This is a genomic window from Pseudomonas sp. NY15437, from assembly GCF_048068435.1.
Classification (GTDB): Bacteria; Pseudomonadota; Gammaproteobacteria; order Pseudomonadales; family Pseudomonadaceae; genus Pseudomonas; species Pseudomonas nitroreducens_B.
Genome location: NZ_JBLUQC010000007.1, coordinates 197,689 through 209,806, shown reverse-complemented (window position 1 = coordinate 209,806; position 12,118 = coordinate 197,689). Strand labels below are relative to the sequence as shown.

At 60.2% G+C, this 12,118-nt stretch carries 14 protein-coding genes; 13 read left to right on the top strand and 1 reads right to left on the bottom strand.

Going from position 1 to position 12,118, the window contains the following annotated elements:
- Nucleotides 1–50 precede the first annotated feature (50 nt).
- A complete protein-coding gene (locus ACNFIA_RS17795; RefSeq protein ID WP_024767838.1) occupies nucleotides 51–623 on the top strand; it encodes a hypothetical protein in 573 nt (190 codons plus the stop codon).
- On the opposite strand, the gene ACNFIA_RS17790 is transcribed toward ACNFIA_RS17795, so the two are convergent.
- Nucleotides 620–1,018 carry a hypothetical protein gene (locus tag ACNFIA_RS17790; protein ID WP_370601750.1) on the bottom strand — a complete coding sequence of 133 codons (399 nt, stop codon included), beginning with the start codon at nucleotides 1,016–1,018 and terminating at the stop codon, nucleotides 620–622. The two genes, ACNFIA_RS17795 and ACNFIA_RS17790, sit on opposite strands and share 4 nt — an antisense overlap.
- Nucleotides 1,019–1,226: 208 nt before the next feature.
- On the opposite strand from ACNFIA_RS17790, the gene ACNFIA_RS17785 reads away from it, so the two are divergent.
- The 12 genes from ACNFIA_RS17785 (at nucleotide 1,227) to ACNFIA_RS17730 (ending at nucleotide 12,098) form a co-directional block, all read left to right on the top strand.
- On the top strand, nucleotides 1,227–2,225 hold the full coding sequence (locus tag ACNFIA_RS17785; protein WP_416787180.1) for an ATP-grasp domain-containing protein: 999 nt from the start codon (nucleotides 1,227–1,229) through the stop codon (nucleotides 2,223–2,225).
- A 76-nt stretch (nucleotides 2,226–2,301) separates the two neighbouring features.
- Nucleotides 2,302–3,438, top strand: coding sequence for a trypsin-like peptidase domain-containing protein (locus tag ACNFIA_RS17780; RefSeq protein ID WP_416787177.1), 1,137 nt, complete (start codon nucleotides 2,302–2,304; stop codon nucleotides 3,436–3,438).
- A 71-nt stretch (nucleotides 3,439–3,509) separates the two neighbouring features.
- Nucleotides 3,510–4,637 carry a phosphoribosyltransferase domain-containing protein gene (locus ACNFIA_RS17775; protein ID WP_416787175.1) on the top strand — a complete coding sequence of 376 codons (1,128 nt, stop codon included), beginning with the start codon at nucleotides 3,510–3,512 and terminating at the stop codon, nucleotides 4,635–4,637.
- A complete protein-coding gene (locus tag ACNFIA_RS17770; RefSeq protein WP_416787172.1) occupies nucleotides 4,627–5,385 on the top strand; it encodes a trehalose phosphatase in 759 nt (252 codons plus the stop codon). The genes ACNFIA_RS17775 and ACNFIA_RS17770 overlap by 11 nt, the downstream gene beginning before the upstream one ends.
- Nucleotides 5,378–6,472, top strand: a complete 1,095-nt coding sequence (locus ACNFIA_RS17765) for a cysteine protease StiP family protein (RefSeq protein WP_416787170.1) — start codon at nucleotides 5,378–5,380, stop codon at nucleotides 6,470–6,472. Before ACNFIA_RS17770 ends, ACNFIA_RS17765 begins: the two co-directional genes overlap by 8 nt.
- On the top strand, nucleotides 6,472–7,422 hold the full coding sequence (locus ACNFIA_RS17760; RefSeq protein ID WP_416787168.1) for an HpcH/HpaI aldolase/citrate lyase family protein: 951 nt from the start codon (nucleotides 6,472–6,474) through the stop codon (nucleotides 7,420–7,422). Before ACNFIA_RS17765 ends, ACNFIA_RS17760 begins: the two co-directional genes overlap by 1 nt.
- A complete protein-coding gene (locus ACNFIA_RS17755) occupies nucleotides 7,419–8,147 on the top strand; it encodes an HAD family hydrolase (protein WP_416787165.1) in 729 nt (242 codons plus the stop codon). Before ACNFIA_RS17760 ends, ACNFIA_RS17755 begins: the two co-directional genes overlap by 4 nt.
- A gap of 2 nt (nucleotides 8,148–8,149) precedes the next feature.
- Nucleotides 8,150–8,743, top strand: coding sequence for a TerD family protein (locus ACNFIA_RS17750; RefSeq protein WP_416787163.1), 594 nt, complete (start codon nucleotides 8,150–8,152; stop codon nucleotides 8,741–8,743).
- A complete protein-coding gene (locus ACNFIA_RS17745; protein WP_416787161.1) occupies nucleotides 8,740–9,948 on the top strand; it encodes a TerD family protein in 1,209 nt (402 codons plus the stop codon). Before ACNFIA_RS17750 ends, ACNFIA_RS17745 begins: the two co-directional genes overlap by 4 nt.
- Before the next feature lie 50 nt (nucleotides 9,949–9,998).
- A complete protein-coding gene (locus tag ACNFIA_RS17740) occupies nucleotides 9,999–10,448 on the top strand; it encodes a tellurite resistance TerB family protein (protein WP_024767828.1) in 450 nt (149 codons plus the stop codon).
- Nucleotides 10,449–10,459: 11 nt separating this feature from the next.
- Entirely contained in the window at nucleotides 10,460–11,494 is a 1,035-nt protein-coding gene (locus ACNFIA_RS17735; protein WP_316866239.1) for a TerC/Alx family metal homeostasis membrane protein, read from the top strand.
- A 28-nt stretch (nucleotides 11,495–11,522) separates the two neighbouring features.
- Entirely contained in the window at nucleotides 11,523–12,098 is a 576-nt protein-coding gene (locus tag ACNFIA_RS17730) for a TerD family protein (RefSeq protein WP_037012137.1), read from the top strand.
- The last annotated feature ends 20 nt before the right edge of the window (nucleotides 12,099–12,118 follow it).

Genomic DNA, 12,118 nt, shown 5'->3' with positions numbered 1-12,118 from the left:
ACCCTGATTCGTCGTCGGTAAGCTGATCAAACCGACCTGAGGACCCGATCATGAGCCAAATCCGTACTGTCTGCCCTGTAGCGGAGCGCACCATTGAGACCTTCGTCCAGTTCGTGAGCATTGGCGGAGAACGTCAGCGTGTTGAGTTCAAAAGGGAGGTCGTTTGGCTCCAGGAGTCGGAGACGCAACTGGAGTTTGTGCATGGGGGGGAGGTGGTATCAAGCGGAGCTTGTGCCAGTGACTGGTGCGGCCTCTTTAGCTCCATCGACCCTGCTGACCTAGGAGCAAACACTGCTGCAAAGCGGTTCAAGGTTGACGCTAACAGCTCCATGGAGATTCAACTGGTGACCTGCGTGTTTCTCAACCCGGTGTTTGAAAGTCCAGAGAACAGACAGGTCAACCTGTCGCAGCCGGCCAACTATAGATCCTGTTTCTCCTACATTCCGGACTCATGGCGATACGAGCGCCAGGATGAGCACGGCCTCGTATACCCGCAGCCACAGAAGCGGATTCTGGCCAGGGAAGTCACCTGGTCCACGAAGTGGACGGATGAAGAGCGCGTGAGCAGGATCGAGGACTTCAAGAAGCGCTGGGCTAGGCCCGCGGCCGCGGCCTGCGCTTAGTCCAGTTTGTCCATCTCCCGTGATTGGGCTTCGATCACCTTCTGAGCTGACTCCAGCAGCTTGTCTGGGTTAGCGCCAGACTTCTTCGCTTCGAGCAGCAGGACCTGTATTTGGTGGAGGCTCCGTTGGCTCAGACGTGAATTGGTCTCGAAATTTAGAACGGCCATCAGGGTGGTCATTACCGCCGCGCACCCGGCGAGTATCGATGAAATATCTGAGCCCAGCTGTGGTTCGAAGATGGAAAGCTTGGCAACAATGGCCGCCAGTGCTGACAGCAGCGCGGAAGATGTGAGCAACATCCGGTACCCAACCTTCCATCGCAGAGCTGACCACCAGTATCTCGACTCCTGCTTCTCCAGGATCGATACGACAGGACTCAGCGCTTCATCGTCCATAGTTGGGCACCAACGGATGACTTTCAGCCGAGTGTAGCCCTGCCTGACGCATCTAGTGGCAAAGTGACGCCTTAGATCAGCGAATCTAGGACAGAAGGTCCAGTAGAATGCCGGCCGCCGGTTGATACGCGCGTCTCGCCCGTTATCGTCCCTTCACATTTCCATCCTGCCAGGGCCACGAAGGCCCGGCTTTCCGAGGGTTTTTATCTTGATCTGGTTTCTTGAAGGGCAGTCCAGCCAACGCGAAGTCATTACCGGTGCCCGGGAAGCGCTACCGCCTGAGGTCAAAGTTTTCGCATCACACCGAGGGGACCGCCCGGAGATCACCGGCAACGCCGACGTCAGCCTCACTGAGCCGAAAGACAATCAAGAGCGCATCGACTGGGTACTCGATGTCGCGATTACCAACGGAATCAAAGTGATTCTGGCCGGGCGTGTTGGAAGTGTATTCGAGGCCCAGCGGCACCGGTTCGAGGCCGAAGGGCTGGACTTGGTCACGGGTGGAGTCTCGATGGAGACCTTCATCCTGGTCGATGACAAGAGCAGGTTCACTGCGGAAGCTGAGCGGGCCGGACTCGCTTGCGTCCCTGCAATCACCGCCAACAACGCCCAGGAGCTGATCGAGGCCTACAAGCAGCTGCGGAAGCAGGGTGAAGTGTGTGTGAAGCCTGCGGTTGGGATTTACGGCCAGGGTTTCTGGCGCTTCAAGGAGGGCGCTGATCCATTCCGTTGCTTCGCCAATCCTGACAGCCGAGAGATCAACTTCGAGACCTATCTTCAGGCGTACAGCTCTGGGGCGGAGCGCGCTCCTCTGCTGGTGATGCCGTACTTCGCCGGCAGCGAATGTTCGATCGACATGGTGTGCGAGGGCGGCCGCCCGGTGGCCTATGTTGGCCGGCGCAAGCAAGGTCTTCATCAGACCTTCGAGCGTGACACCCCGGCGGTGGAGCTGGCGCTTGCTGCTGCCGCCCACTTCAAATGCGATGGTCTGATCAACGTCCAGACCAAGGACGACGACAACGGCGTGCCCCACCTTTTGGAGATCAATCCGCGATACTCCGGTGGCATCGGCTACACCCGCCATACCGGGATCAACCTGCCGGGAATCTTCGCTACACGTCGGCTTGGCCTGCCGGAGCCCGATGCAACTTGGCGACCGAATGTCCGAGTCAAAGCGGTGACCATTGCGGTGCCTGTATCGACCTGATATTTAATGAAACCTTAAGGTGATACTATTTTGCCTTGTCAGGGTAAAAGGATCGGTTTCAAGGAGTGATGCAGGGATGATGGTGCTGGCGCCTGGCGCAAACACCGCTTTAGGAGCACCGCAGTGTTCCTGGACGCTGGAATGCGCGAATACCTCGGCCTTCGGTGAATATGCTGCAGTCGCTCTACTCCCGGTTGACGACAAGCGTCTACCCAAGGGAGAGGCAGCCCTGTTCCAGGTCAGTCAGGGCTGGATGGAGTGGAACGGTAGCCAGGAGAAAATCGGCTGCCGTTTGAACCTGACTGCTCTGCCAGCCGGAGCCGACCGTGTTCTCGTTGTCGTCTACGCCTTCTCCGCTATAGGACCGGTAAGCGAGCTCCGCAGCCTTCGCCTGCAGGTTGATGACCAGATCGAGTTCAGCCTGAATCTGGCAGAGAACGGCGAATCCGCCATCATCATCGGAGAGTTCTACTGCCGAAATCAGCAGTGGAAGTTCCGTGCGTTGGCAGAAGGCTCCGCTTACGGTCTGGCCGCACTCGGCCGCCGAATCGGACTGCCGATCGACGATGCACATCCGCAAAGACGCTCCAGCTCATCTGATTCCGGGCGTTCTAGCAGCGCCACCGGAACCGGCTTCGCAGTAACCCCGACGCACATCCTCACCTGCGCACATGTCATCGAAGACATGCAGGAAATCCACATTGCCTCCTTCGAGGGTCGGCACCGCGCCGAGCCCGTTGTAGTCGATCGACGGAATGACTTGGCGCTCCTGCGCATCCAGGGAGCACCCGCATTCAAGCAAGTATCTTTCCGTGACGGGATGGGCTGCGACTTAGGGGAACAGGTTGTTGCTATGGGTTACCCACTGGCTGGGCTGGCAGGCGGGGGAGTTCACGTCACCCAGGGCGGTGTCTCGGCTCTGTTTGGTCTTCACAACGACGCTAGCCTCCTCCAGTTCACAGCACCTATCCAGCCAGGATCGAGCGGTAGCCCCCTCTTTGACTCATCCGGCGCGGTAGTGGGCATGGTCACCTCAACGGTACCCGATGCCCAGAACATGAATTTCGCGGTGAAGGCCGGGCTCACACTCGCATTCCTGGACGCCTGTGGCGTGAACGCTGCAAGAAGTCCGACAGGAAAGACCTTCACCACCTCGCAAATTTCCCGTGAGGCACAGCAATCTCTATGGCGGATCGAGGCACGGAACCCATAGAGGCACTTTGACTTGAATCCCACGGAAGGGGCGTTAGGTTCTCCCACCTCGCGCCAATTTAGGAAGCAGTTATGGACAACCAAGTAGTACCGGTCTCCCTCCGCGCTCAACTCATGCGCGGCGAGCTTGAAGTCAAAGTTGACGACGCTGTTCTGCCTCCGTCCGACTTGTTTGGATTCGCCGAGCGTCGCAACCCCAAGCGCGCATTCCTGTTTGTGTCCAAGGTCCTCGGCCGGCACATCCCGGTTCGCCCCTCCATCATGGCGGCTAGTTTCGAGAGCCTTGCTGCAGAAATCCCGACAAATCTCCCCGGTCCGGTGTTGGTTATCGGCATGGCCGAAACGGCCGTTGGGCTCGGAGCAGGGGTGCACCGCGCTTTCAGCGCCACCCGCCCCGATACCATGTACCTGGTCAGCACCCGGCACCCGCTCGGCACTGAACTCTTCACCCGATTCGAAGAGGAACACTCCCACGCCAGCGCGCACCTGATCCACATGCCAGTCGATCCCGAAGTTCGGGAAATGATGCTCCAGGCCCGGTCGCTGGTACTGGTCGACGATGAAGCATCGACCGGCAAGACCTTCGTCAACCTGCACCGTGCTCTGGTAGACGCCGGGCTGAGCAACATCGAGCGTGTTGTCACCTGCGTTCTTACCGACTGGTCCGCTGGGGCCGTTGGCAAAGCCATCGGAGACTCGGCAACCTCTGTGTCGCTGATGAAAGGCTCGTACCAGTTCAATGAAGATCCGTCGGCGCCGTTGCCGGAAATGCCGGACGTCGGTCGTGTTTCCATCGGGGAATGGCCTCTCTCTGCCCAGAAAGACTGGGGACGCCTGGGCGTGCGCAGCGTCGAGGACACTCTCGCTCCTGATCTGCAGGTCAACCCCGGCGAGAAGATCATTGTCATCGGTACCAGTGAGTTCGTATGGCGTCCTTTCCTGCTGGCGGAGCGCCTGGAGCGCGCTGGCGCGGATGTCCACTTCAGCTCCACCACCCGCTCCCCGATTGCTCTGGGCCATGCCATCCAGCATGCGCTGAGCTTCTCGGACAACTACGGCTTGGGTATCCCGAACTTCATCTACAACGTGAAACCGGGACAGTTCGACCGCGTGCTTATCTGCTCTGAAACCCCGGCCGAGGCGCTGCCTGCAGAACTGGTACAGGCCTTGGGTGCGGAGGTGATCGTCGATGAGCAGTAAACGTCCCCTGGTGCTCGTAGACCTCGACGACACCCTGTTCCAGACCGCGCGCAAGATGCCCGAAGGGACCCCGCGCACTCCAGCCACGCTGGACGTGAACGGCCAGCCGAACGGGTACATGAACCCCGTCCAGGAATCTTTCATCAATTGGCTGCTGGCTTCCGCCGACGTAGTTCCGGTCACCGCACGCAGCGTTGAAGCCTACAGCCGTGTGAAGCTGCCCTTCGCCCACGGCGCGATCTGCTCGCACGGCGGAGTGATCCTCCAGCCCGACGGCTCCATCGACCGCGACTGGCACGGTCAAATGGCCGAAGTCCTCTGGACGTTCCAAGACCGACTCCCAGTGCTGAGCGAGACCACGCTTCAGCTTGGTACCGAACTGGGCTTCTCTCTTCGCGGCTGGGTCGTGGAAGAGGAAGGCCTGCGCCACTACGTGGTGACCAAGCACAACGAGTCGGATGACTCCGTGCTCACCAAGGTGCTGGCCGAAATCAAGGGCAAAAGCCTGCTCCAAGGCATGCACATTCACGCCAACGGCAACAATTTGGCCTTCCTGCCCGATGGTCTGTCCAAACGCCTGGCTGTTCAGGAATGGCTCCGCCGCGACCAAGCCGTCAACGGCGAACGCCCGGTGCTGGGCTTCGGTGACAGCATCACTGACCTCGGCTTCATGGACCTGTGCCACATGTGGGCCACGCCTGCGCGCAGCCAGCTGGCCAAGGTAGTGGAGGGCCTGCTCCATGAGTGAACTTCTCTCTTCCCTCAACACCGTCGGTAGCGGCAGCTACGCCCAGGAGGACGTGCATTTCCTCCTGCAGCCCATGCAGATGGAAGTCACGGACGTGCAGGAAAAGGAGCGTCTGATCCAGACGAACCGCAAGCACTACTCCGAGATGATCAGCATGGAGAACGCACCAACTGAGGTGCATAAGCGCCTCTATGCACGTGCGATGGTGCAGAACGGCAAGCGTATGGCCGTCGACGTGCAGGCCCTGGCCCAGGCGCTGAATGCCGCCTACACCGGCAAGAGTATCGCCCTCGTTTCGTTCGTACGTGCCGGCCTTCCGCTGGGCGTTCTGCTGCGACGCGCCTTGGTTGAGATGGGCCGTGATGCCCACCACTATGGCGTCAGCATTATCCGCGATCGCGGCATCGATACGGTTGCCCTCGAGGCAATCATCCGTCTCCACGGCGCCGAGAACGTCGTCTTCGTAGACGGCTGGACCGGCAAAGGGGCGATCTCCGGCGAACTCAAGCGGACGTTGGGCGCAGACAAGCGCTTCCCTGACGATCCACGGCTCGTTGTCCTGGCGGACCCGTGCGGGCGCGCCTGGCTGGCAGCTTCCGCCGAGGACTGGGTCATTCCTTCCGGAATACTGGGAGCCACAGTCTCCGGGCTGGTTTCCCGATCCATCTGGCCGGCAGAGGGCGGGCTCCATGGCTGCGTTGTTTACGACCATCTGCATGAGCACGACGTAACCCGCGAGTTCATCGAGCAGATCGAATCTGAACGTCGTGGACTCGGCGAAGTGCAGCAGGCAAGCCCTTGGACCGACGCTCAACGTGAACGACTGCAGGCGGAAGCCGCAGATGTCGTGTCCTCTCTCGCTGCGCGCTTCGGCATCACCAACATGAACCGCGTGAAGCCGGGAATCGCCGAAGCAACCCGGGCGGTCCTTCGCCGTGTACCGGATCACGTGCTGGTCCGTGACCGCGATGACAGTGACGTCCAGCTGCTGATGCATCTGACAGAGCGCGCGGGCGTGACCGTCGAAGAAGCAGGTGCGGCACTTGGCCCTTACCGCGCAGTAACCATCATCCGGAGTGCGAGCTGATGAAAGCGATTTCACCGTTCGCCCTTGGGGCGACTCTGTACATGCCAGCCACCCGCAGCGACATCCTGGAAGTGGTCTTTGGTACCAAGCTCTCGGAACTCCGCTCGCTCGTGGTTTGCCTCGAAGATGCGGTTGCGGAGATCGATGTTGAAAGCGCGCTGATGAACCTGCAGGTGCTGCTGAGCGAAATCGACGCACACGGCGGTCGTCCTGATAACGGCCCGCTGCTGTTCGTTCGGCCACGTGATTCGGAAATGGCCGCGTTGCTCAACGACTGGCCGCTGATGAAGCACGTGGATGGCTTCGTGGTTCCGAAGCTGACGCTCAAAAGCCTGCCCTCCTGGGAGAGTGCGGTCAGCAATCCAGCGCTTCTGCTGATGCCGACGCTGGAGACCGCGGACGTCTACAACCCTGGTGCAATGGTAGAGCTCGGGCTGGCGCTAAAGGCCAACCTCAACGAGCGAATCATCGCGCTCCGCATTGGTGGAAACGACTTGATGGGTTGCCTGGGGCTTCGCCGCAACCCGGCCAAGACCCTCTACGACACTCCGATGAGCTACGTCATCCCGATGCTCACCGGTGTCATGGGAGCGCAGGGTTTCGCTCTGACTGCGCCTGTGTTCGAGCAGCTCGCCACGCCTGACCTTCTGAAAGCCGAATTGGAGCTGGATATCTCTCACGGCTTGGTGGGCAAGACCGCTATCCACCCCACTCAGATCAGTCTCATCCATGACGCGCTGCGCGTCAGCATCGAGGACCTCAACACCGCCAAGTTGGTCGTCAACCAAGGTGCGCCGGCCGTGTTCAAGCACAACAACGCAATGTGCGAACCCGCCACCCACTTCAAGTGGGCAACCAACATCCTGGAGCGCGCCAAGTGGCTGGGCGTCAAGCCAGCCGAGGTTACCGGGAGCGAGCCCAGCTTCCGCCTGGCGGAGGCGAACGGGTGAGCATCGAGATGCTGGAAGCAGGCCCGAAGGGGGCGAAGGTGCTGTCGGTGTTTGACTTCGACGGCACTCTCACTCGGCACGACAGCTTTGTTCCCTTCCTTCGGTTCGCATTCGGCCGGCGCGAGTTCACGCGCCGGATCTGCAGACTTGTCATTCCAAGCCTGCGATTTGTCGCCAAGGGACTTACCCGGGATGAGCTGAAGGCCCAGCTGATAAGCACTTTCTTGACTGGCGTTGAAGCCAAATGGGTAGGCCAGAAAGCCGAGGAATTCTGCAGCCTCGTTTGGACCAAGCTGATGCGCCCGTCGGGGTTACGATCCGTCGCGCTCGAGTTGGAGTCGGGGGCGGAAGTGACCCTCTGTTCTGCCTCGCCGGCGCTGGTACTGCGCCCCTTTGCAAATCGCCTGGGGGTCAAGCTGATCGGTACCGAGCTGGAGGTCGTCGATGGCCGCCTTACTGGGCGGATCACCGGCAACAACTGCAGATGTGAGAACAAGGTCCTTCGACTGGAAGCAGTCTACGGGCCGCTGACCGCATACCGACTCAGGGCCTGGGGCGACACCCGTGGAGATCACGAGCTCCTCGCCGCGGCCCAAGACGCACATTGGCGACATTTCCACCCCGCATGGCGGCGTTCCCGCTTGCGGTTGAAGAAAGTAGGGGTTCAGGGGAGCGCAGCTACCACTCAGCCCCAACCGAACACTGAAGATCAACAAGGAGCGTAATCATGGCACTCACCCTGAGCAAAAATCAGAGCATCTCGCTGGAAAAAGAAGCTGGCACCGGCCTGAGCAAAGTCAGCATGGGCCTGGGCTGGGACCCGGTGAAAGCCGGCGGCTTCTTCTCCAAACTGCTGGGCGGCGGTAATGATGAAATCGACCTCGATGCCTCTTGCATCATCCTGGACGGTAGCTACCAACCCATCGATGTCGTGTGGTTCCGCCAGCTGGCCTCGAAGGATGGTTCGATCAAGCACTCCGGTGACAACCTGACCGGTGAGGGCGACGGCGACGACGAGACCATTTACGTCGACCTGCTGCGTCTGCCGGCGCAGGCAAAACACCTGGTATTCACCGTGAACAGCTTCCGCGGCCAGACATTCGACCAGGTTGAAAACGCCTACTGCCGCATCCTGAATGAAGGCAACAACAAGGAAATCGCGCGCTTCAATCTGGCCGAGAAAGGCCGTCATACCGGCGTGGTCATGTCGAGCCTGAGCCGCGGTGCAAGCGGCTGGGAATTCAAGGCTATCGGCCAAACCACCAACGGACGGACTGCCGAAGACCTCGTCAACCTGGCCATTCAGGCGGTGCGTGCATGACCACTCTGGTTCCTGGCGGTAATGCGCCGGTCGCCACCGGCCAACTGCGCGTCGATATCAACTACACCCCGATCGCTGGGGCGGATATCGACATCTCGGCATTCGCATTGACCACCGCCGGCAAAGTCCGCGGCGACGGCGACATGTGCTTCTACGGCCAACCCAACATCCTGGGCGGTGCTGTTCAGCAGGTAAGTAGTTCGGCTGGCGCTGCAGCGTTCACTCTGGACCTTAGCCGAATCGACTCGGCCGTCGAGAAGGTCGCCCTGACGGCGACCATCTACGAGAACAAGGCCTCCTTCGATCGGGTTTCGACGCTGGCCCTGGCCGTCACCGGTGGCATCGAGGCGCAGATCCCGACTCGCGGCATGAACGAAACGGCACTGATCCTCGGTGAGTTCTACCTCCGCCAAGGCGCCTGGAAGTTCCGCTGCGTCGGCCAAGGCTTTGCCGGCGGCCTTGAGCCGCTGGCGAAGCACTTCGGTGTTGAAATCGCATCGTCGGCCCCCGCTCCGACACCTACTCCGGCTCCGGCTCCGGCACCTGTACCCGCAGCTGCTCCAGCACCTGGACCAGTACCACCGGCACCGCCCAAGTCCTCGATCAGCCTGAGCAAGGTCACCCTGGACAAGTCCCGCTCCACCATCAGCCTGGATAAACCGGCTGCTGGCTTCGGCGAGATCAAGGTCAACCTGAACTGGAACCAAGGTAAAGGCGGCCTGCTGGGCGGCCTCTTCGGCAGCAAATCCATGGACCTCGACGTGGGTTGTCTCTTCGAGCTGCAGGACGGCTACAAGGGCGTTGTGCAGGCTCTGGGCAACGCCTTCGGCGATCTGAACGACGAACCCTACATCCAGCTCATGGGAGACGACCGTACCGGCTCTGTTGCCGGGGGCGAGTGGTTGCACATCAACGGCCGAAAGTGGGGCGAAATAAGAAAGGTTCTTATCTATGCCTTCATATATGACGGCGCAGCGAATTGGCGAGCAACCGACGGGGTCGTGACGATCTTTATCCCTGGCCAACCGGAGATTGAAGTTCGCATGAATGAGGAGGGCGGGAACCTCAAGATGTGCGCCATCGCGATGCTTGAAAACGTGAATGGCGCCGTTAAGGTCACCCGCCGAGTCGACTTCCATCAGGGGCATCGCTACATGGACCAAGCCTACGGCTGGGGCATGAAATGGACTGCCGGCTCCAAGTAATAACCATTACGGCGGAGCCCAACGGCTCCGCCAATTGAGGGGGAAAACCAATGCTGGAATGGCTTAAAACCAACGCAGCGAAAGCCAGAGAGACCTTGACCACCGAGGTCTCCAAGTTGAAGAACCGGACTTTCATGGAAGCCGCTGCTAACGGCTGCGCGCTGATCTCTGCCGCCGACGGCGAGGTCAAGTCCGAAGAGAAGATGAAGATGACCGGCTTCATCAACAACTCGCCCGAGCTCAAGGCCTTCAACCTGACCGATGTCATCAAGGTCTTCAACGACGCCTGCAGCAAGTTCGAGTTCGACTTCCAGATCGGTCAGGCAGAAGCCCTGAAGGCCATCAGCAAGATCAAGGGCAAAGACGGCGAGGCTCGCCTGCTCGTGCGCGTCTGCATTGCCATTGGCAACTCGGACGGCAATTTCGACGACAAGGAGAAGGCTGCCTGTCGCCTGATCTGCCTGGAGCTGGGTCTGAACCCGGCTGATTTCGAACTCTAAGGAACTGAATCGTGGAATCGACTCACATTGGCTTCCCACCGCTGACCATGGCGGTATTCGTCGGCCTGGCGCTCGCCGCCCTGCTGCTGGACATGGTCACCCACCGCGATGACAAGCCGATCACCCTGGCCCGTGCCTCGATCTGGTCCGTATTCTGGGTGGCGATCTCCCTAGCATTTGCCGGCTTCCTCTACGTGCAGCACGGCCCGGAAGTCGCCAGCCTGTTCGTTACTGGTTACGCCCTGGAGAAGGTGCTTTCCGTCGACAACCTGTTTGTCTTCATGGCCATCTTCGCGTGGTTCAAAGTGCCGGATGGTCTGCGCCACCGCGTTCTGTACTGGGGCATCATCGGCGCTATCGTCTTCCGCGGCGTATTCGTTGCCATCGGTACCGGCCTCTTGGCCTTCGGTCCGTGGGTCGAGATCGTCTTTGCCCTGATCGTCGCCTGGACTGCTGTGATGATGCTCAAGGGCGGTGACGACGACGAGGAGGAAGAGGATTACTCCCAGCACCTCGCCTACCGCTTCGCCAAGAAGCTGTTCCCGGTATGGCCCAAGCTGTATGGCCACAACTTCTTCGTAGGCCGTAAGAAGCTCGAAGTAGAAGTACAGAAGGCCGAGAACAAGGGAATTAGCCTGGCTGCCAAGGGCGCGATCTTCGCCACCCCGCTGTTCCTCTGCCTGGTGGTGGTCGAGGTGTCCGACGTGCTGTTCGCCTTCGACTCGGTCCCGGCCGTCATCGCTGTGAGCCGTGAGCCGCTGATCGTCTACTCGGCCATGCTGTTCGCCATCCTGGGCCTGCGGACCCTCTACTTCGTCCTCGAAGCGCTGAAGCGTTATCTGGTGCACCTCGAGAAAGCGGTGATCGTGCTGCTGTTCTTCATCGCCGGCAAGCTCGGCCTGAATGCTACCGACCACCTGTTCCACCACGGCGTCAGCATCGACCCGAACACCAGCCTGATCATCGTTCTGGTCGTTCTGGCTGTCGGCATCCTGGCTAGTGTGCTCTTCCCTGAGAAGGAAGAAGCATCGGCCGAAAACCAGTAATCAGTAGCAACCACAAGGAGCTGTACTCATGGCACTGACTCTTCAAAAAGGCGGTAACCTCTCCCTGTCCAAAGAGGCTCCCGGCCTGACCAAGATCCTGGTCGGCCTGGGCTGGGACCCGCGCGCCACTGATGGCACCGAGTTCGACCTGGACGCTAGCGCCTTCCTGCTGGCTTCCAACGGCAAGGTCCGTGGCGAAGCCGACTTCATCTTCTACAACCAGCTGAAAAGCGCTGACGGTTCCGTCGAGCACACCGGTGACAACCGCACCGGGGCCGGCGAAGGCGATGACGAAGTGGTCAAGGTCGACCTGAGCCGCGTGCCGGCTGATATCGACAAGATCGCCTTCACCGTCACGATCCACGACGCAGAGGCTCGCAAGCAGAACTTCGGCCAGGTCAGCAACTCCTTCATCCGCATCGTCAACGAAGCCACCGGTGCCGAGATCGTTCGCTACGATCTGGCCGAAGATGCTTCCACCGAGACCGCGATGATCTTCGCTGAGCTGTACCGCAACAACGGCGAGTGGAAGTTCCGCGCTGTTGGCCAAGGCTATGCAGGCGGCCTGCGCGCTGTAGCCAACGGCTACGGCATGAACTTCTGATCCCTCACCTCAACTGAACA